18 protein-coding genes are annotated in these 19,619 nt (G+C 75.8%); 9 read left to right on the top strand and 9 right to left on the bottom strand.

Translation table 11 applies throughout. The features are described 5' to 3' along the window. Positions 1–5 precede the first annotated feature (5 nt). The gene (locus ACWEJ6_RS45445; protein WP_452431625.1) at positions 6–2,162 is read right to left on the bottom strand and encodes a prolyl oligopeptidase family serine peptidase; all 2,157 of its coding nucleotides are present in this window, start codon (positions 2,160–2,162) and stop codon (positions 6–8) included. A 402-nt stretch (positions 2,163–2,564) separates the two neighbouring features. Here ACWEJ6_RS45445 and ACWEJ6_RS45440 point away from each other — a divergent pair, with 402 nt between their 5' ends. Beyond that, entirely contained in the window at positions 2,565–3,356 is a 792-nt protein-coding gene (locus tag ACWEJ6_RS45440) for a putative protein N(5)-glutamine methyltransferase (protein ID WP_387673990.1), read from the top strand. Positions 3,357–3,474: 118 nt separating this feature from the next. Here the strand turns inward: ACWEJ6_RS45440 and ACWEJ6_RS45435 are convergent, their stop codons facing one another. The 3 genes from ACWEJ6_RS45435 to ACWEJ6_RS45425 all read right to left on the bottom strand — a co-directional run bounded on the left by ACWEJ6_RS45435 (position 3,475) and on the right by ACWEJ6_RS45425 (position 7,126). Next, on the bottom strand, positions 3,475–3,810 hold the full coding sequence (locus tag ACWEJ6_RS45435) for a WGxxGxxG family protein (protein ID WP_387673987.1): 336 nt from the start codon (positions 3,808–3,810) through the stop codon (positions 3,475–3,477). Between the two features lie 184 nt (positions 3,811–3,994). Then, the gene (locus tag ACWEJ6_RS45430) at positions 3,995–5,365 is read right to left on the bottom strand and encodes a diaminopimelate decarboxylase (RefSeq protein WP_452431624.1); all 1,371 of its coding nucleotides are present in this window, start codon (positions 5,363–5,365) and stop codon (positions 3,995–3,997) included. 150 nt (positions 5,366–5,515) lie between these two features. Then, positions 5,516–7,126: a PucR family transcriptional regulator gene (locus tag ACWEJ6_RS45425; RefSeq protein ID WP_452431623.1), complete on the bottom strand. Its 1,611-nt coding sequence runs from the start codon at positions 7,124–7,126 to the stop codon at positions 5,516–5,518. Between the two features lie 45 nt (positions 7,127–7,171). On the opposite strand from ACWEJ6_RS45425, the gene ACWEJ6_RS45420 reads away from it, so the two are divergent. Next, the gene (locus ACWEJ6_RS45420) at positions 7,172–7,705 is read left to right on the top strand and encodes a hypothetical protein (RefSeq protein ID WP_452431622.1); all 534 of its coding nucleotides are present in this window, start codon (positions 7,172–7,174) and stop codon (positions 7,703–7,705) included. 73 nt (positions 7,706–7,778) lie between these two features. Here the strand turns inward: ACWEJ6_RS45420 and ACWEJ6_RS45415 are convergent, their stop codons facing one another. Beyond that, a complete protein-coding gene (locus tag ACWEJ6_RS45415; RefSeq protein WP_387673975.1) occupies positions 7,779–8,543 on the bottom strand; it encodes a PP2C family protein-serine/threonine phosphatase in 765 nt (254 codons plus the stop codon). A gap of 287 nt (positions 8,544–8,830) precedes the next feature. Between ACWEJ6_RS45415 and ACWEJ6_RS45410 the strand changes: the two genes are divergently transcribed. From ACWEJ6_RS45410 to ACWEJ6_RS45380, 7 genes are all read left to right on the top strand, one after another. Next, positions 8,831–10,045: a sensor histidine kinase gene (locus tag ACWEJ6_RS45410; protein WP_452431621.1), complete on the top strand. Its 1,215-nt coding sequence runs from the start codon at positions 8,831–8,833 to the stop codon at positions 10,043–10,045. Beyond that, positions 10,042–11,160, top strand: coding sequence for a hypothetical protein (locus ACWEJ6_RS45405; RefSeq protein WP_452431620.1), 1,119 nt, complete (start codon positions 10,042–10,044; stop codon positions 11,158–11,160). The genes ACWEJ6_RS45410 and ACWEJ6_RS45405 overlap by 4 nt, the downstream gene beginning before the upstream one ends. Then, entirely contained in the window at positions 11,130–11,822 is a 693-nt protein-coding gene (locus ACWEJ6_RS45400) for a DNA-binding response regulator (RefSeq protein WP_364338633.1), read from the top strand. Before ACWEJ6_RS45405 ends, ACWEJ6_RS45400 begins: the two co-directional genes overlap by 31 nt. 76 nt (positions 11,823–11,898) lie before the next feature. Continuing rightward, entirely contained in the window at positions 11,899–12,285 is a 387-nt protein-coding gene (locus ACWEJ6_RS45395) for a pyridoxamine 5'-phosphate oxidase family protein (protein WP_387673966.1), read from the top strand. 111 nt (positions 12,286–12,396) lie between these two features. Then, positions 12,397–13,707 (top strand): hemolysin family protein, encoded by a 1,311-nt coding sequence (locus tag ACWEJ6_RS45390; RefSeq protein ID WP_452431619.1) that lies wholly within the window; start codon positions 12,397–12,399, stop codon positions 13,705–13,707. Further along, positions 13,704–14,705, top strand: a complete 1,002-nt coding sequence (locus tag ACWEJ6_RS45385; protein WP_397158361.1) for a hemolysin family protein — start codon at positions 13,704–13,706, stop codon at positions 14,703–14,705. The genes ACWEJ6_RS45390 and ACWEJ6_RS45385 overlap by 4 nt, the downstream gene beginning before the upstream one ends. Positions 14,706–14,786: 81 nt before the next feature. Beyond that, positions 14,787–15,758 carry a glycosyltransferase family 2 protein gene (locus ACWEJ6_RS45380; protein WP_452431618.1) on the top strand — a complete coding sequence of 324 codons (972 nt, stop codon included), beginning with the start codon at positions 14,787–14,789 and terminating at the stop codon, positions 15,756–15,758. 4 nt (positions 15,759–15,762) lie between these two features. On the opposite strand, the gene ACWEJ6_RS45375 is transcribed toward ACWEJ6_RS45380, so the two are convergent. From ACWEJ6_RS45375 to ACWEJ6_RS45360, 4 genes are read right to left on the bottom strand one after another with little or no spacing between them, the layout of a single operon-like run. Next, positions 15,763–17,001 (bottom strand): glycosyltransferase family 4 protein, encoded by a 1,239-nt coding sequence (locus ACWEJ6_RS45375; RefSeq protein ID WP_452431617.1) that lies wholly within the window; start codon positions 16,999–17,001, stop codon positions 15,763–15,765. Next, positions 16,998–18,251, bottom strand: coding sequence for a lipopolysaccharide biosynthesis protein (locus tag ACWEJ6_RS45370; RefSeq protein ID WP_452431616.1), 1,254 nt, complete (start codon positions 18,249–18,251; stop codon positions 16,998–17,000). The genes ACWEJ6_RS45375 and ACWEJ6_RS45370 overlap by 4 nt, the downstream gene beginning before the upstream one ends. After that, positions 18,239–18,985, bottom strand: a complete 747-nt coding sequence (locus ACWEJ6_RS45365) for an NTP transferase domain-containing protein (RefSeq protein ID WP_452431615.1) — start codon at positions 18,983–18,985, stop codon at positions 18,239–18,241. Before ACWEJ6_RS45365 ends, ACWEJ6_RS45370 begins: the two co-directional genes overlap by 13 nt. 8 nt (positions 18,986–18,993) lie before the next feature. Further along, positions 18,994–19,617, bottom strand: coding sequence for an HAD family hydrolase (locus ACWEJ6_RS45360; RefSeq protein WP_452431614.1), 624 nt, complete (start codon positions 19,615–19,617; stop codon positions 18,994–18,996). Between the last annotated feature and the right edge of the window lie 2 nt (positions 19,618–19,619).

Below are 19,619 nucleotides of genomic sequence, written 5' to 3'. Positions count from 1 at the left end.
GGCGGCTACCCGTTCAGGTGGCGGCGGAGGAAGTCGAGCTGGAGGAGGAGCAGGCCCTCGAAGACGTCCTCGTCCGAGGTGGGGGCGTGGGAGGCGCCGGACAGCGGCAGCACCTCGTGCGGGCGTCCCGCGGCCAACAGCGCGGACGACAGGCGCAACGTGCCGGCCGGGAACACGTTGTCGTCGGACAGGCCGTGGACGAGCTGCAGGGGCCGGGCCAGGGTGTGCGCCTCGACCAGGGTGGAGCAGGCTTCGTAGCGGTCGGGGTGGCGGTCCGGGTGGCCGAGGAAACGTTCCCGCCAGTGGGTGTCGTACAGGCGCTGCTCGCTGGTGCCGGCGCCGGCGACGGCGGCGTGGAAGACGTCCGGACGCCGCAGCACCGCCATGACGGCCAGCGTGCCCGCGAACGACCAGCCGCGCATCGCGACCCGGCGCAGGTCCAGCTCCGGATGGCGGGCGGCGACCGCGTGCAGGGCGGCCACCTGGTCCGCCAGCACGGGGCCGAACATGTCGCCGTGCACCTCGCGCTCCCAGGCGGGGCCGCGGCCCGGCGTGCCGGCCCCGTCGGTGACCAGGACGGCGAACCCCTGCTCGGCGAACCACTGCGAGACGAACATCATCGGCGCCTGCTCGTCGGTGACCCGGCGCCCGGCCGGCCCCGCGTACGGGTCCAGCAGGACGGGCAGCGCCGGGTCGCCGGGACGGTGCCAGGAGGGCAGGTGCAGGTGGCTGCGCAGCTCGCGCGGGGTGGTGACGAGCGACAGCCGGCGCAGCGCCAGCACCGGCCGCTGCGCCGCCGACGCCACCTCGGCCCCGCTCCGCGCCGGGGACGCCGCCCCGGCCGCGGGGCGTTCCACGCGGACGCGCTCGCCCGGGTGCTCGGCGGTGCGGATGACGTGGACGAGGGTGCCCGCGCGCCGGGTCCCGCCGTGCACCCCGGGCGCGACGCTGAGCCGGTGGGCGCCCGCCGCCGGGGTGTGCAGCCACAGGTGGGTCTGCGCGGGGTCGTCGGAGGCGGTGAAGAGGACGTCCTCGCCGTCCACGCCGAGCACCGCCTCCAGGTGCAGGCCGGGCGGCGTTACCGGGACGCCGCCGACGGTGAGCCGCCGCGTGCCGTCCAGGTCGGCGTGGGCGACCAGCCGGCCGGAGCCGGTACGGGCGGGCGTGCCCGGGACGAGCTGCACCCAGTGCGGATCGTGCTGCTCGTCCAGCAGCCGCGTCCGGCCGGAGTCCGGGTCGGCGGCCAGCACCCGGACCGTCCGCTGGTCCCTGCTCTGCACCGACAGGTACGGGCCGTGGGCGTCCCAGCCGGCGGCCGTCACGTACTCGAAGGCGGTCCGGTCCCAGGCGACCTCGACGCGCCCGCCGTCCACCGCGCCGTCCACCGCGCCGTCCACCGCGCCGTCCACCGCGCCGTCCACCGCGCCGTCCACCGCGCCGTCCACCGCGCCGTCCACCCCGGCGATCCAGAGGGTGACGTCGGCGTTGGCGGTGCCGGCCGCCGGGTACCGCACGGCCCGGGGCGGGCGCGCGGGCTCGGCGGGGTCGCCCACGTGCCAGAGCGCGACGCCGGCCTCGTCCACCCGGGCCGTCAGCAGACGGGCGCCGTCGGGGGACCACCAGTAGCCGCGGGATCGGCCCATCGAGGCGGACGCGGCGTACTCGGCGACGCCGAACCGCACGTCCGGCCCGTCGGGCTCGGCCACCGCGCGGTCGCCGGCGCCGTCCGCGCCGATCACCCGCAGCGCGCCGCCGGAGAGGTAGGCGACCAGCCGCCCGGCCGGGTCGGGCCGCGGGTCGCGGGCCGTGCCGGGCACCGGCAGCGGACGGGCCGCGCCGGTCGGGACGTCCACCGCCCACAGCGCGCCCGCCAGGGTGAACACCGCCAGGCCGGCCGCGTCGTCCGTGGCGTAGGAGCCGATCCCCTGGGTGCCGCCGCCGGTCAGCGCGGCGGGGTCGGCGAGCAGCCGCTCCTCGCCGGAGCCGGCGTCCAGGGCCCAGAGGCAGGTGACCGGGTCGTCGCCGGCGCGGCTGCGCAGGAACAGCACGACGGAGCCGTCCGCCGAGACGGTGAAGGCCGAGGGGGCGCCCAGGGTGAACCGCCGGGTGCGGGCGAACTGCCGGGGCAGGCTGATCTTGGTGTCGTCGTCGTGGTGCGGCATATGTGCCTGGTTCCTCTCACTGCGGTCCGGTTTTCGGGCACGACGAAAAGCGCACACCGTAGTGGTGTGCGCTTCGTTCGTGTCAGGTGATCGGCGGGACTTCTCGCGCGGCTCCCGCGGCCGCCTCCTGCTCGCCGGGACGATCTCCGCGGCCGAGCTCCCGGACATTTTACTACATGATCATCCGCGTGGCGGCGTGCGCGTGACCGGGGGAGATCCCCGGCGGCCGCCCGCGTCGGGCCGGACCGGCTCTGGTACTGTGACGGTCTCTGGCCGAGATCGTCCGTAGGAGGTGAGACCCATTACCGCTTCGTCAGGCTGGGGCTCCCTTCCGGCACACGTCCGGCCCGCCTGGGCCAGGTGACCGCGGGGAGCGCCCATCGGCATCCCGAAAGGCTCCCCATGTCCCCCTCCCCGATCCCCATGTCCGCCGTCGTCACCCGGCTGCGCGCCGCCGGCTGCGTCTTCGCCGAGGACGAGGCCGAGCTGCTGGTCTCCACCGCCCGTACCCCTGCCGAGCTGGCCGGGATGGTCGAGCGCCGGGCCGGCGGGCTGCCGCTTGAGCACGTCCTGGGCTGGGCGCGGTTCTGCGGCCTGCGCGTCGCCGTCGAGCCCGGCGTGTTCGTGCCGCGTCCGCGCACCGAGTTCCTCATCCGTCAGGCCGTCGCGCTGGCCCGCCGGGCCGGCCGCCCGCCCGTCGTGCTCGACCTGTGCTGCGGCACCGGCGCGATGGGCGCCGCGGTCGCGGCGGCGCTGGGGGAGGGGGCCGAGGTGCACGCGGCCGACCTCGACCCCGCCGCCGTGCGCTGCGCCCGGCTCAACCTGCCCGGCGGCCACGTCCACCAGGGCGACCTGTACGACGCCCTGCCCGGCTCGCTGCGCGGCCGCGTCGGCATCCTGATCGCCAGCCCGCCCTACGTGCCGACCGAGTCGGTCGGCCTGCTGCCGCCCGAGGCGCGCCTGCACGAGCCGCTGATGGCGCTCGACGGCGGCGGCGACGGGCTCGACGTGGTGCGGCGGGTGATCGCGGGGGCGTCCGGCTGGCTCGCGCCGGGCGGGCACCTGCTGGTGGAGACCAGCGAACGGCAGGCCGCGGCCACCGTCCGGGCCGCCGTGGCCGCGGGGCTCCCGGCGCGGGCCACGGTCTCGGAGGAACTGGACGCCACCGCCGTCATCGCCACCCGCCCCGCCTGAGGCCCGTACCCACGCGAACCGGACTGCGGCGGCCGGGCCGCGACAGCGTTGCAGGGTTGGGGGGCGGGCAGCGCGGTGCCCGGCGCGCGGAGCGTGCCGGGCACCGCCCGCGTCCTCCTTACGGACGCTGCGGGCGGGTGGGGTTGGCGGTGGTCCCCGTCGTGGTCCCGGTGGTACCCGTGGTACCGGTGGTTCCCGTGGGACGGGTGGTCATGTGCTCAGCCGTCCCCACCGGGTTGCGGCCTTTGCGCAGGCCCGCCAGCCCCAGCAGTCCGAGCAGCCCCAGCAGGCCCCACAGACCGCCGTTGCCGCCGCCCTCGTCGTATTTGTTCTCGGTCGGTTGCGGGCTCGGCGTCGCCTGGCTCTGGACGACGGGCGTGTCCGCCACAGCGGTGGCGGCCGGGGCCAGCGCCAAGCAGAATGCCATCCCCAGGCCGGTGAGCGTCTTGCGCATGTGGGTTCCCCCGGATCCGGCGGCCCTCAAGGCGGAGAGCCGCCTGTCGCGCCTTCCGGGCGACGGCCCGGAAGGTTCCCCCGAAATGGAGCGAGAACTCCATACTCGCTGGTAGACCTACCCCCACCCGCGCAAACAATCCCCACAAACCAGGACATACCGCCATAGTTGGGACGGCAGGCGTTCAGGCGATGGCCGCCAGGAGGCCGGTCAGCGCGTCGGCCTGGGCCAGCCCGCTGGCCGCGGCGATCTCGTCCAGGCTCTGCGCCGGGCGCACCTCGCTCAGCCGGACGTCGCCGTCCGCCGTGACGGTGAAGCCGTGCACCGCCGGATAGGGCAGGCTGTTGTAGGCCCACGGGGTGGAGAAGTAGTAGGCGCCGGTGTCGTGCAGCACGACGATGTCGCCCTCGGCCAGCTCCGGCAGCTCCCTGGCGTGCGCGACCACGTCACCGGCGAAGCAGCACGGGCCCGCGACGTCCTGGGCGAGCAGGGGGCCGTCCTTGGGGTCGCCCGACGGGCCGTACGCGCCGACCCGCAGCGGCCAGGCGTCCGGCATGAGCACCGTGCGGGTGGCGACCTGCGCGCCGGCGTGGGTGATCGCCACCCGCCGCCCGCCCGCGTCCTTGGTGTACTCCACCAGCGCCGCGACGAAGCCGTTCTTGGCCAGCAGCGACCGGCCGAACTCGGTGACCAGCGCGTACCGGCCGTCGAACAGCCCGGGGACGGCCGCGCGCAGCGTGGCGACGTAGTCGGCGTAGGTGGGGGCCACCTCGTCGCCGTCGAAGTTCACCGGCAGGCCGCCGCCGATGTCGATGCTGGTGATCTGCCGGACGCCGAGCGTCGCGTTGATCTCCTCGGCCAGCCGGTAGGTCTCGGCGATGCCCGCCGCGATCAGCTCCAGCGGGCAGCCCTGCGAGCCGACGTGCGCGTGCAGGCGGGTGAGCCACGGCCGTTCGGCGAAGGCGCGGACGACGGCCTCGCGGGCCCCCAGGTCGCGCAGCGCGACGCCGAACTTGGAGGTGGCGGTCGCGGTGCTCATCGCGCCGATCGTGCCGGTGCCGACCTGCGGGTTCACCCGCAGCCCCAGCACCGAGGAGGAGTCCGGCGCGCGCAGCTCGTCGATGCGGCGCAGCTCGGCCAGGCTGTCGGCGTTGACCGCGACGCCCAGGGACAGGGCCTGGCGCAGCTCCTCGCGGGTCTTGGCGGGGGAGTCGAAGACGATCGTGCCCGGCGCGAAACCGGCGTCCAGCGCGATCCGCAGCTCGCCTGGGCTGGCCACCTCGCACCCCATGCCCGAGGCGGCCAGCAGCCGCAGCACGGGGATCAGCGACGCGGCCTTGGCGGCGAAGGTGTGCAGCACGTCCGGGACCTCGCCGAACGCCTCGTGCAACGCCCTGACCGAGTCCCGCACGCCGGCGGTGTCGACGAAGCCGGCGACCGGCTCGCCCGGGCCGAGCGCACCGGCGCGTACGGCATGGCGCAGCACGTGGGCGGCGCGTTCGGCGGTGGTGCCGCGGGCCGGGGCGGGCGCGAGCGTGGCACTGCTCTGGATCACGTCCAAGGCTCCTGGATGCATCGGGAAAGAGGGAGTTTCGGAGGGGGGCCAGACGAGATTCGGCCATGACCGCAGGCCAAGTCTTCAGCCGGGCGGACAAAGCCCGCCTATGGCTTTGTCCACTCGGCCAAGAAAATCCGGAGCCCCAGGTCAGGCGGCCAGGCGGACGGCGAGCGTGAGCAGCAGCCGGGTGTCGGGGTCGTCGAGATCGACGCCGAAGCGCTCGCGGACGCGGCGCAGCCGGTAGCGCAGGGTGTTCGGATGCAGGACCAGCCGGCGGGCGGCGCGGCCGACGTCCCCGGCGGCGTCGAGGTAGGCGGCGATCGAGCGGACCAGCTCGCCGCCCGCCGCCAGGTCTGCGTGGACCAGGTCGTACACCGGGCCGCTGCCGCGTTCCCACACCGGGCGGACGGCGTCCAGGACGCGCAGCACGTCCAGGGCGGGGCCGAGGTCGGCCGCCAGGGCGTGGCGGGGGCCGGAGTCACGGGCGCGCAGGACCCGTACGACCAGGTCGGCCTCCTCCCGCGAGCCCGCCGCGACCAGCGGCGAGGCGGCCACCGACCCCGCCCCCACCAGCACCGCGGCGGCGCCCGGCGTCGAGGCGGCCAGCCCGTCCAGCTCCCGGGCCAGCCCGAGCACGTCCCGCTCGTCGCCGCCGCGCACCGGCACCAGGGCCAGCACCCGGCCGGTCTCCCGCAGCACCCGCACCCCCGTCCGATAGGAGGCGGCGTGCAGCGCGAGCACCTCCAGCACCCGCTCACCGGCCGGGCCCCGGGCCGCCGCGCCCTCGCCCGCCGTGTCGGGGCCGGTCTCGGCGATCACGACGGCGCAGCGCAGGTCGGGCGGCAGGCCCAGCGTCCAGGCGTGGGTGCTCATGTCGCCCTCGCCGCCCAGCAGCCCGCGCAGCGCGTGCTCCTCGCGCAGCCGCGCGCCGCTCTCCCGCAGCCGGTGCTGCACCAGGTACGGCACCGCCACCTCCGCGGCCCGGCTCAGCGCGCTGGCCGCGTTGGGCGACAGGCTGCGGCCGTCGGCGGCGGCCCAGATCGAGCCCAGCATCTCCCGCCCGCTCCGGATGGCGATGATCAGCCGCTCCGGGGTGTCGCCGTCGGCGGGCCGGTGGATCACCTCGCCGGAGGACCACAGGGTGCGCAACAGGCCGCTGCGGCGCAGTTCGTCCACCCGCCAGTCGGGCACCCGGCCGCCCAGGATGGTGGAGCGGCGCAGCTCGTCGGCCTCCGGCCCGGTGGCCGAGTGCGCCAGCACGCGGAACTGGGTGTCCTCGATGGTGATCGAGCCGCCGGTGAACTCGGCGACCACCGACGCCAGCGCGGCCAGCCCGCCGCCCGCCGTGGCCTCGGCCATCCGGTCGCCGCGTCCCGCCTCGCCGTAGGCGGCGGCCGAGCGCAGCAGGGTCGCCACGTCGTCCCAGTCGGCCCATTCGGCGCGGGCCAGCAGGGCGATGCCGACCTGCTCGGCCGCGTCGAGCGCGTCGTCGGACAGGTCCTCGCCGGCCCGCACGACCACCGCCGCGGCGCCGCGCCGCGCCGCCTCGCGGATGGAGGCGGTGGCCGCGCCGGTGGAGTGGAACAGCCCGGCCGCGAGCACGATGCGGCCCGCGTACGAGCGGGCGGGCCCCTCGTCGCCGATGATCATTCCGGACACGTGCACGTCCTGGCCCGACGGCGCGAGCAGCAGCCGCAGGACGCCGCCCTCGTCGAAGGCGAGCAGCTCGCGGAGGGTGATCTGCCCCCGTTTGTTCATGACGGGGAGCATACGCAGGTCACGACGCCTGGCAGGCTGGGGGCCATGCGATTCGGCGTACGCCAGTTCGAGCTGGCCCTGATGCACCGCATGCGCGACCTCAACCCGCGACGCGTGGAGCAGGCGCTGGCCGACCTGGACGCCTCCCGCGCCGAGCTGCGCGCCGCCCACGCCCACTGGACCCGGCTGGCCCACGCCCCTCAGGCGCCCAAGGGCCGGGCCGCGCTGCGGATGGCGCTCGGCCCGCCAGCGTACGCCGGCGCGGCCCCGTTCGGCAGCCTGATCTGCGACGTGGCCCGCTGGCGGCTGCCGTCCTGGCCGGAGCTGGAGTTCGAGGCGCTGACCGGCCCCGGCGGCGAGGTGTGGAACCTGTGGTTCGTGCGGCCCGGCGGCGACCGGCGGCTGTCGGCCGCCGAGCTGACCCCGTGGGGGTGCGTCGTGGCCGACGTCGCCGCGAGCTTCCCGGTGAGCTTCCAGGGCGAGGGGTCGGCCCCGCACCACTGGGCGGTCGACTTCGCCTGCGAGGGCACGTCCCGCCGCGCCCTGTTCGTGTACGGCCTCCTCCAGCGCCTGGACTGACGCCCCGGCGCGCCCCCGTGCCACCCGGCCCCCGCCTTCGCGTCGGGTGGCACGTTCCAGAGGCGGCCGGAGGTCAGGCGGTGACGAAGTCGGCGACGACCATCGTGGCGTCGTCCTTGGGCGCCGCGGCGGCCACCTCGTCGTACAGCCGGTCCAGGCAGGCGGCCGGGGACGGGCCGACGGCCAGCAGCTCGGTCAGCCGGTGCTCGCCCAGCGCCTTCAGCACGCCGTCGGTGACGACGGCCACGCGGTCGCCCGGCCGCAGCGGCACGGTGCCGACCTCGGGGTTCAGCGTGGAGGCCAGCCCGATCCCGCGCAGCAGCGGCCCGTCGTCGAAGGAGTGCGACGTGGTGAGCCGGCGCGGCTTGCCGCCCTTGGCGCAATGCCAGATCGCGCCGTTGCCCACGTGGGCGAAGCGCAGGCACGGCGTCTCCCCGGGGACGAGCACCAGCAGGTCCATCGTCGTGACCAGCGCCGGCTTGGACGGCGTGCGCAACGCGGCCCGCCGGACGGCCCGGTGGGCGGCCTGGGCGCACTCGTCCATGTCCTCCTCGCGCCGGGCGGAGTGCTGCGGGCGGGCGGCGACCACGGCGCCCAGGGCCAGCGCGGCCGCCGTGTGCGCGACCTCCGTGCCGCCCTGCCCGTCGGCCAGCGCGATCAGCCGCTCCTGGACGACGTAGGCGTCGGAGGGGTGGCCGTGCGAGCCTTCGTACGTGCCGCCCGCGGTCACCAGCCTGGGCCGTGCCGCCGGCATGCCGGGCGGCCAGTCCCCCCGGCGGCCCCGGACCGCCATCACCGACAGGCAGCCGAGCAGAATCGAGATCGAAAAGACAGTCATGATCGTCCCTCCCGTCGCGCGCGACGACACCTGTCCAGTACATCCCTCTTGCGCGGGATGCGACTGACGGCCGATCAGCCGTCGTGGCGGCACGACGGCTGATCGGCCGTCATGCCGCCCCGGGCCCGCGCGACCCACAGTGAGGCAGGGCGGCGCACGCGCACCGGAGCGCCGCCGGCCCCCCGAGGAAGAGCCATGGAAGCAGCCGACCGTCATGACAGGAACAAGCCTGTTCAAAGTCGATATTGTGAGACCCGTCCTGTGCTCTCTTCGCGGGCGGATCGCACATGGCTCACCCCGGCTCCACGCGTCTCGGCAAGAGGCTCGACCCGAGACACGACACGCGGCACGACACGTGGCACGACACGAGGTACGACTCGGCGACCCGGCAGCTCGACAAGGCCGTCGCGCGTACCGCCGCGGGCGCGCGCGGCGCCGTCGGCCTGGTGTCGGTGGTCGCGGCGGGCCTCGGCGCGGTCCCGCCGGTCTCGGTCGCGTGGCTGGCGCCCGCGCTGGCGGCCGGCCTGGTGTGGACCGGGCTGTACCTGCGCCGGCTGCGCGGCGAGGAGCCGCTGCCGCACTGGCTGGTGGCCGGTGACGCGGCGACCACCGTGGCGGCCTGCCTGGCCCAGCGCCACCTGGTGCCCGTCCGGGCGTTCGACGCCGGGTCGAGCTGGATCGCGGGGCTGGTCACCATGACGATCGTGGTCATCGGGGTGACCTGGCGGCCCCGGATCGCCGTGCCGGCCGGGCTGGCCGTGGCGGGGGCGTACCTGGCGGGGGTGCGGCTCGCCGCGCCGTCCCAGGACGTGGCCGGCACGCTGGGCATCCACCTCGTCCAGCTCCTGGCGATCGTGATGCTGATGACGCTGCTGCGCCGCTCGGCCGCCTCCGCCGACGCGTTCCTGCGCGAGAGCGCGCGGGCCGAGATCGCCCTCATGGTCGAACGCCTGCGCCGCGAGGACGAGCTGCGCCAGGTCGCCAGCATCCACGAGACCGCCCTGCACACCCTGACCATGGTCGGCCTCGGCACCTACGACGAGCCGTCGCCCACCCTGCGCTCCCAGGTGGGCGCCGACCTGGCCGCGCTGGAGAAGCTGCGCGACCGGCCACGCCCCGAGACCGCCCCCATCGCCCTCGACGCCCTGCTCGACGAGGTGGCCGGCCGCGTGCCCGGCCTGGACGTGCGCCGCCGCCTGACCCCGCAGACCGTCCCCGGCGACGTCGCCGAGCACTTCGCCCGCGCCGTCACCGAGGCCCTGGCCAACGTCGCGCTGCACGCCGGCGTGGCCGAGGCCGTCCTGGTCTCCAGCGGGCACGACGGCGAGATCCGGGTGGAGGTCGCCGACGCGGGCCACGGCTTCGACCAGGACCGCCTGCCGCCCGACCGGTTCGGCGTGCGCGGCTCGATCCTCGACACGATGAACGCGCTGCGCGGCGGCGGCGCCCGGATCTCCTCCGGCGACACCGGCACGCGGGTGAGCATGTGGTGGCGGCCGTGACCGACGACATCGAGCAGGTCGCCCAGCGCTACGCCCGCTACACCGCGCTCGGCGCGGCCGTCATCGCCGGGTTCTGGCACACCGGCTACGACCTCACCGTCACCGTCACCGGCTGGGGCTCCTTCCGCTGGCCGCTGCTCGCCGCAGCCGCCTGGGTCGTCTACACGGCGGTCGGCGTGATCGCGGGCCTGGTGCTCGCGCGCACCTCGCGCGGCCCGGACCGCGTCCTCGGCCTGGCGGTCGCGGCGCTGGCCGCCGACGTCGCGGTGATCGTGGCCTGCCGCCCGCAGGACCTGCTCGGCATCAGCGACTGGGGATGGGGGTCGGTCGGCTGGCTGGGCGTCATGCTGGCCTGGAACCGGCCGCGCTGGCGGGCGGAGCTGGGCGCGTTCCTGGCCGTCAACGCCGCCGTCATGCTGGCCGCGATGGCCGTGGCCGGGGCGTTCGACCGGGTGTCGGTCGCCAAGTACCTGGTGGTCATCGTCGGCGGCGTCACCATGCAGCTCGGCTACACGGCCGGCTGCGCCCTGCTGCGCGCCCGCGCCGAGGACGCCGTGCTGCTGGCCCGCCGGCTCGCCGCCGACGACGCCTGGCGGGAGTCGGCCAGGAGCATCCACGCCGACCGCATCCGCAGGTACGCCGCCATCAGGGACGTGGCCGAGTCGCTGCTCCAGCAGCTCGCCGACGGCGCCGACCCCGGCGACCCGCGCGTGCGCGAGGACTGCACGGCCGGCGCCATGCGGCTGCGCCGCCTGATCACCGAGCGCGAGGACGTCCCGGACGCGCTGGTGGCCGCGCTGCGCGAGCGCATCGACGCGGCCGAGCGGCGTCAGGTGCTGGTGACCGCGCCGCCGTTCGGCGAGAACCTGCCCGCGCTGCCCGAGGGCGTGCGGGAGGATCTGCTCAGGGCGCCCGTGCTGGCGCTGGACGGCGCCCGCTCGCGGGCCAGGGTCACCGTGTCGGCGATGTCGGCCATGGTGAGCGTGGCCGTCGTCGCCGACAACGACGACCTGCCGGTCAGCCCCACGCCGGTGCGCGAGCCCAGCGGGGTCGTGGTCACCTACCAGCGCCAGGGAGGGGAGGTATGGGTCAACAGCATCTGGCAGCGCCCGTGACGGTCGCCCTGGTCGAGGACCACCAGGTCGTGGTGGACGGCGTGCGCTCCTGGTTCGGGCCGGGCAGCGGCGTCGAGCTGGTCGCCCAGGGGCCCACGATCGAGTCGGTCCGCGGCGTGGCCGCCGACGTGCTGCTGCTCGACCTCAACCTCAACGGCACGATGGTCGCCGACCGGGTGGGCGGCCTCTGCGCGGACGGCCAGCGGGTGATCGTCTTCTCCGAGCACGAGGAGCCCGAGATCGTCCGGGCGGTGCTCGACGCGGGCGCGTCGGCGTTCATCGGCAAGGGACGCGCCACCCGGGAGTCCTGCCTGGAGACGATCATGGAGGTGGCCGCCGACCGGCCGTCCGTGACGCTGCCCATGGCCCAGGCCATCGCCACGGACGAGGGCCCCCACCGCCCCCAGCTGTCGGACAAGGAGCGGGCGGCGCTGCTGTTCTGGTTCCAGTCGATGTCGAAGGCGTCGGTCGCGGCCCGCATGGGCATCAAGGAACGCACCGTGCGCCAGTACATCGACCGGGCCAGGGTCAAGTACGCGGCGGCCGGCCGGCCCGCGCCGACCAAGGAGAAGCTGCTCATCTGCGCCATCCAGGACGGCCTGATCCGCCCCGACGAGGTCGGGATCTACACCTCGCACGCCCGCCAGGGCCCGCCCTCCTGAGCCGCCCCCTCACCAGCCGCTATACGATGTCGCTCGCCCGGAGGCCCGACGAGGCCCCGGAACCCCGAGGAGGATCGTGGACCTGGCCGAGCTGGGCGAGGAGTTCGCCGCGTTCTGGCGGGAGCGGCACCTGTGCACGCTCGCCACCGCCCGCGACGGCGGCCCCCCGCACGTCGTGCCCGTCGGCGCGACCCTCGACCTGGACACCGCGACCGCCCGCGTGATCACCTCGGGCTCCTCCCGCAAGGCCCGGCTGATCGGCGCGGACGGCGCGGCGGTGTCGCTGTGCCAGGTCGACGGCCGCCGCTGGTCCACCCTGGAGGGACGGGCCGTGGTGCGCACCGAGCCCGAGCAGGTCGCCGACGCCGAACGCCGGTACACCGCCCGTTACAAGCCGCCCCGGCCCAACCCGTCCAGGGTGGTGCTGGAGATCCAGGTGACGCGCGTGATGGGCAACGTCTGATCACTGGCGGTTCGTCATGACTTCCGCACGCCCGAGCCGGATGCTAGCTTTCGCCCGTGGAGTCTGAGCACGACCGGCCGCCCGCGGCGTTACCCGAGGGCCCGGGCTGACGTGCTCCTCGACGCCGTCCACCTGCTCGCGGCCCTGGCCCTGATCCTGGCCAACGGCATCTTCGTCGCGGCCGAGTTCTCCCTCGTCACCGTCGAACGCGGCCAGGTCCGCCAGCTCGCCGAGGACGGCGACCGGGGCGCCCAGGGCGTCGAGGCCGCGGTGCAACGGCTGTCGTTCCACCTGTCGGGCGCCCAGCTCGGCATCACCGTCACCTCGCTGCTGCTCGGCGTCGTGGCCGAGCCCGCCATCGCCGACCTGCTCGACCCGCTGCTGGGCGGCGTCCCGGTGCTGCCGGTCGTGCTGGCGATCGCGCTGTCCACCGTGGCGCAGATGGTGCTGGGCGAGCTGGTGCCCAAGAACGCCGCCCTGTCCAGGCCGCTCGCGGTGGCCCGGCTGGCGACGCCGCCGCAGCGGGCGTTCTCGGCGGCGTGCGGGCCGCTGATCCGGCTGTGCAACGCGGTGGCCGACGCGATCGTCCGACGGCTCGGCGCCGAGCCGCAGGAGGAGCTGGCCTCCGCCCGCTCGCCCGAGGAGCTGGGCCTCCTGGTACGCCTGTCGGCCGAGGCCGGGGTGCTCCAGCCCGGCACCGCCGCCATGCTCCAGCGGGCCCTGCGCTTCGGTGGCAAGACCGCGGCCGAGGCCATGACCCCGCGTACGGACTGCGTGACCGTCCCCGGCACGACCAGCGTCGCCGACTTCCTCAAGCTGGCCAGGAGCCGCCGCCACCTGCGCATCCCGGTCTGCGGCGCGGAACGCGACGACATCCTCGGCATCGCCAGCGTCCCCGGCGCCTGCGCGGTGCCGCCGTCCGAACGCGACACGACCCCGGTGGCCGCGATCGCCCGGCCCGCCCTCCAGGTGCCCGAGACGCTGCGGCTGGAGGTCGTGCAGGAGCGCCTGGCCTCCGCCCGCGCCGAGATGGCCGTCGTGATCGACGAGTACGGCGGCCTGGCCGGCGTCGTCACCGTCGAGGACCTGGTGGAGGAGCTGATCGGCGACATCGCCGACGAGTACGACCTGCCCGAGGAGCAGTCCGACGAGCCCACGCCCGTGCTGCTCGCGCCGGGCGCCTCCGTGGGCCTGCCGGCCCTGCTGCGCGCCGACGAGGTCGAGGAGCGCACCGGCTTCCGCATGCCGCAGGGCCCCTACGAGACGCTCGCCGGGCTGGTGCTGGCCGTGCTCGGCCGCATCCCGGACCCGGGCGACGAGGTCGCCGTGCGCGGGTGGGTCCTGCGGGTGGAGACCATGCGGGGACGCCGGATCGAGCAGGTCACACTCACCGCGCCGGGCCGGGCGGGGGAGCGCCGGTGAGCCTCGCCCAAGGGCTGGTCATCGTGCTGCTGCTGGCCGTCAACGGCTTCTTCGTGGGCGCGGAGTTCGCGCTCATCTCCGCCCGCCGCACCCTGATCGAGCCGCGGGCGCGCGAGGGGTCGCGGCGGGCGCAGGCCGTGCTCGCCGCCATGAACGCCGTCCCGACCATGCTGGCGGCGGCGCAGCTCGGCGTGACGCTGGCCTCGCTGGTGCTCGGCGCGGCCGGGGAGCCGGTGGTGGCCGGGGCGGTCGGGCCGCTGCTGGCCGCCGTGGGGCTGCCCGGGCGGCTGGTCCATCCGGTCGCCTTCGCGCTGGCCCTGCTGCTGGTGGTGGCCGCGCACGTCATCATCGGCGAGATGGTGCCGAAGAACCTGGCGCTGTCGGCGCCCGACGTGGCCGCGCTGTGGCTGGTGCCGCCGCTGTTCGTGCTGGCCAGGGCGACCCGGCCGGTGCTGACGCTGGTCAAGGCCATGGCGGGGGTGGTGCTGCGGCTGCTGCGCGTCCCGTCCGCCGAGGAGGTCCGCACGGTCTACACCTCCGGCGAGCTGCCCGTGCTCATCGAGGAGTCGCGCCGCCACCGCCTGCTCCGCCAGGACGAACGCGACCGCCTGATCGCCACCCTCGCCCTGCACGCCCGCCCGGTCGGCTCGGTGATGGTGCCGATGAGCGAGGTCGTCAGCGTGCCCGAGACCATCGACAGCGCCGGCCTGCAACGGTACGCCGGCCGCCACGGCCACTCCCGCTTCCCCGTGCACGGCGCCGACCCCGCCGAACTGCGCGGCTACCTGCACGTCCTGGACGCGCTGAACGGCCACGGCGCCGCCGAGCCGCTGCCCGTGCGCGCCCTGCCGCAGGTGCCCGCCACCGCCACCCTGGCCCAGGTGCTGGCCGTCATGCGCGCCCGCCGCGCCCAGCTCGCCGCGGTCGCCGACGAGTCCGGACGGGTGCTCGGCGTCGTCACCCTGGACGACGTGCTCGGCGGGATCCTGACTGGCTGAGGCGGGGGTCCGTGCGAGATCATGGAGCAGGGCCGCGGGCCGTGGTGACCGCGACCGGGAACTCGCCGGAGGGCAACGCTCGTGACGACGGTTTCGCTGATCGTGCCGTGCTACAACGCGGCCAGGACCCTGCGCCTGTGCCTGGAGTCGGTGCTGGCCCAGACCCGCCTGCCCGACGAGATCGTGGTCGTCGACGACGCCGGCTCCGACGGCTCGGCGGCCATCGCCGAGGAGCTGGGCTGCCGGGTCGTGCGCCTGCCCGCCAACCGCGGCGTGTCGGCGGCCAGGAACGCCGGCGTCGAGCACACGACCGGCGAGGTGATCTTCTTCCTGGACAGCGACGTGGCGCTGCGGCCCGACGCGGTCGCCAATGCCGTCGCGATCCTGGAGGCCGATCCGGGCGTCGGCTGCGTGCACGGCGTCTACGACACCGAGCCGCTGATCGACGACGGCCCGGTCGAGTGGTACCGGCTGCTGCACCAGGTCCACTGGCGGCGCCGGCACCTGGGCGAGGTCAACAGCGTCGTGTTCGCCCTGGCCGCCATCCGCCGCGAGGCGCTGACCCGGGCCGGCCGGCTCGACGAGAGCCTGCGCGACTGCGAGGACGTCGAGTACAGCAGCCGCCTGGCCGTCCACACCCGGATCGTGCTGACCGACGCCGTGGCCGGCCGGCACGACGAGGGCCACCGGTTCCTGCCCGTGCTGTCGGAGCAGTGGCGGCGGGCGCTGCCGCTGATCCCGCTCGCGCTGGCCACGGCCAGGCGGGGCGCGGCCAAGCCGGAGAACGCCAACAGCCGGGCCGGGATCCTCGCCTGCGCGCTGGCGCTGGCCTGCCTGCCGCTCGGCCTGTTCGCGCCGGCGCTGTTCGCGGTGCCCGTCGTGCTGGTCGGGTGGTTCGTGGTGGCCGATCCGGAGCTGCTGCGGTTCGTCCACCGGGAGCGCGGCCCGGCCTTCACCGCCTACTTCATGGCCGTGCACCTGGCCGTGCACGTGGTGCTGGTCACCGGGCTGGCCGTCGGCTCCCTGCGCGTCCTGCGGGGCGGCCCGGCCTGAGGCTTCAGGAGGCGGGCGGCTTGAGCGCCGCCCGGTAGACCGCGGTCGTCGCCGCCGCCGCGCGCTCCCAGCTCAGGCTCTCGCGGACGAACCGCTCGCCGCGCTCGCCCAGCGACCGCCGCAGCGCCTCGTCCGACATGACGTCGATGATTCCGCGCGCGATGTCGGCCGGCTCGGCGGCCCGGACGAACCGCGCCGCGGGCCGCGCCGGGTCGTCCCCGAGGAAGATCCGGGAGAAGCCGTCGCCGAGGACCGTCGCCCGTCCCAGCGCCATCGCCTCGGTCGCGACCAGCCCGAACGGCTCGAACAGCGAGGGGAACACGCAGGCGTCGGCCAGCTCGTAGTACTCCAGCAGCTCGCGGCCGGTGACGAACCGGCCCGAGGTGAGCACCCGCCCGCGCAGCCCGGTCGCGCCCACGATGCGCCGGACGCCCACCTCGTCCCCCTCGCCGACGATCAGCAGCCGCAGCCCCGGCACGGCGGCCGACGCCGTCCGCATCGCCTCCAGCAGCCGGTAGACGCCCTTCTGGCGTTCGATCCTGCCGACGAACAGCAGCACCTTGTCCTGCTCCGACAACCCCAGCCGCCGCCGCAGCGCCGCCGCGCCCCGCCGCAGCGCGTCCCGGTCGAAGGCCGGATCGGCGACGACCCGCTCGTACGTGCCGCCGAGCGGCACCACGTCGATGGGCGTACGCCGCCACCCCGCGGCGAGCAGCTGCTCGCGCACCTCGGGCGTGGCCACCACCACCCGTCGCGAGATCCGGGCCAGGTGGCGTTCCAGCGCCGCGAACAGGTTCAGCGGGTCGCGGATGCTGCGCTGCGCCGCCACCCCGTACTCGGTGGTGTGCACGTGCAGGATCACCGGCAGCCGCAGCAGGTGGTGGCAGAGCAGGGCGGCCAGGAAGTTCGTCGAGTCGTGCACGGCGACCAGGTCCGGCCGCCCGCCGCGGCGCAGCCGCCGCACGTACCGCCAGTCGCTGACCACGACCTGCGCGGCCAGCAGCAGGAACTCGGCGCGGCGGGTGCGGTTGAGCCGCCGCCCGCGCGCGCCGGGCAGCCGGACGCGCGGCCGGTGCACGGTGACGCCGTCCACGCGCTCGTCCACGGGCAGGCCGCCGACGTTGAGCGTGTGGACGGTGAGCTCGTGGTCGTGGGCGAGCCAGGGGGTGATCAGCTCGACGTACCGGCCGAGCCCCGCCGTGACGTTGGGCGGGAACTGGTTGACGACGCAGGCGATTCTCATGACAGGTCCTTGAGGTAGACGCGCGCGGCCGTCACGGCCACGACGGCCAGCAGGAGGAGGTTGACCAGCGCGAACCCGGCCAGGCCCCCGGCCACCCCGTGCCACCGGACGCACCAGGCCGGCACGGCCAGCGCGACCGGCGCGCTCGCCAGCAGGCAGCCGATCAGCACGCGGGCGCCGCGCACCCCGTCCATGGACAGCGCGACCGCGTACAGGTTGAACGCCGTGTGCGCCCCGATGCCCAGGGACGACAGCGTCATCAGCCCGGTCGCGTACGGGTACTCGCCGCCCAACAGCAGGAAGAACACCGTGCTCGCGGCGAAGGAGCAGACCGCCGTCACCCCCGCCACGGCCGGGACCAGCCGGGCGATCCGCCGCATCAGCGCCGGTTTGTCGGCGGTCGCCATCGCGGGCAGCAGCACCAGCAGCACGCCGTCGGTGAACACCACGCCGAGCAGCCGCTTGGGGAAGCCGTTGTAGACCGCGTACACGCCGACGTCGGCCGGGGCCGCCCAGTGGTTGAGGTAGAGCACGTCCACGCCGAACAGCAGGCCGGTCAGCGCGGCGACGGCCGTCACGTACGCGCCGTGCCGGTAGAGCGAGCGGGCCAGCCGCGCCGAGAACGCCCGCGGCCGCACCCCGGCCGCCGCCGTCGCCGCCACCGCGAACGCCACGTTCGTCGCGATCAGCGCGACCAGGTACGGCCCGGCGTCCCTGATCCCCAGCACCAGCAGGCAGAAGCAGGCGGCGCCCAGGTAGGCGACCGCGACCGCCAGCTTGAGCCGGGCCACCAGCGCGAACCGGCCGAGCCCGCGCAGGAACCCGTCCGCGAGCTGGTTGACCGTCATCGACACCGCCAGCGCCAGCCCGTAGGCCAGCGCCGGGACGTCCACGTTCAGCGCGGGCGTGAGCAGCGGGGCGGCCAGCAGGCCCAGCGCGGCCAGCCCGGCGCTCATCGCCAGCGTCGCCGCCAGCGCCGTCGTGACCAGCGCCGGACGCTCGCCCGGCGCGGCCCGCGGCAGCTCCTGGAGCACGACGTAGTGCAGGCTCGTCAGCATGACCACGGTGACGATCAGCGCGATCGACAACACCACCGTGAACCGGCCGAACGCGCTCGCCCCCGCGCCGCGCGCGACGACCAGCGTGGTGGCCGCCGCGATGCCGCTGGCCGCCGTGCTCACCAGCGTCGGGCCGGCCGCCCACCGGTGCCCCCGGACCAGGCCCGCCGCGCGGCCCCTCAGCCCGTGCACCGCGCGTACGCCCGCCGGGCGAACTCCAGGTCGTCGGCCGTGTTGACGCCGCGCGCCTCGGCCGGGTCGGTCACCGGCACGACCGTCACCGGCCATCCCTCGGTGCGCGACAGATGGGCCAGGAACGGCAGGAAGTTCACCTCGCCGGTGGCCGCGCCGCGCGCCGCGCCCGCCGCGTACCGCTCCCACGCCTCCCGCAGGCCCGCGGTGGCCAGGCAGAACACCCCGATGTCGCTGAGCCCGCCCGGCCGGCACGCCTCGCCCTCGCGCGACTGCCGCACCCGGACGAGCTCGCCCCCGGCCAGCTCGTACTCCACGTACGGGTCCTCCATCGGCACCAGCGGCAGCGTCAGCCCCTCGCCCGGATGGGCGGCGACGACCCGGCGCACGGTCCGCGCCGACAGGTTCGCCTGGTCGCCCCACACGACGAGGATCGTCTCGTAGCCGGCCCAGTGCCCGGCCGCGCCGAAGATCGCCGCGCCCATCCCGGTCGGCCGCTCCTGAACGCTCACCGACACCCCGGGCGTCCCCGCCACCAGCTCGCCGAACGGGCCCGCGCCCGCCAGGGACACCACGACGTGCACGTGCCCGGTGACCGGGCGCAGCCGCCGGTGCAGCACGTCCCACACGGTGACGCCGTCGGCCAGGCCGATCATGATCTTCGGGAGGTCGTGGCCGAGCCGCGTCCCGCGTCCGGCGGCCGGGATCACCGCGCACACCCGCCGTTCACTCATCTCGCCGATCACCTCTCCAGCAGGGACACGATGTGGTCCAGGTCGGGGGCCGCGACCGCGCCGGGCGCGGGCTCGGCGGTGTGCACGTGCAACGTCGCCAGCCCGGCGCCGACGGCCGAGGCCACGCCGTGCGCGCAGTCCTCCAGCGCGACGGCCGCGGCCGGGCGCACGCCCCAGCGGCGGCAGGCCGCGGCGTAGAACCCCGGGTCGGGCTTGCTCACCGGCACGTCGTCGGCGGTCAGCATGCCGCGCACCGGCAGCGGGCACGCGGCCAGCACCCGCTCCACCGAGGCCCGGCTCCCGCCCGTGACCAGGTAGGCGGCCCGGCCCGCCGCGCCCAGCGCGTCCAGCAGGCGGCGCGCGCCGGGGAACGGCCGCACCAGGCCCGCCTCGACGTAGCCGCGGTAGAGCCGCTGCTTGTGCCGCGCCAGCCGGCCGGCCGCCGCCGGGTCGCCGGTCAGCCGGGCGGCCACCGCGGCGGTGCTCGCGCCCGCGTGGTCGGCGTAGCGGAAGGTCTCCAGCGCGCCGGGCGCGTGCTCGGCCAGGGCGTGGCGGAAGGCGGCCTCGTGCGCGGGGGCGGAGTCCACCAGCGTGCCGTCGAGGTCGCACAGCCAGACCGACCAGGGCAGCATCC

The organism is Nonomuraea sp. NPDC004702, from assembly GCF_053601695.1.
Note: the sequence above shows the minus strand (reverse complement) of the source record. Positions and strands in the feature narration are given on the sequence as shown.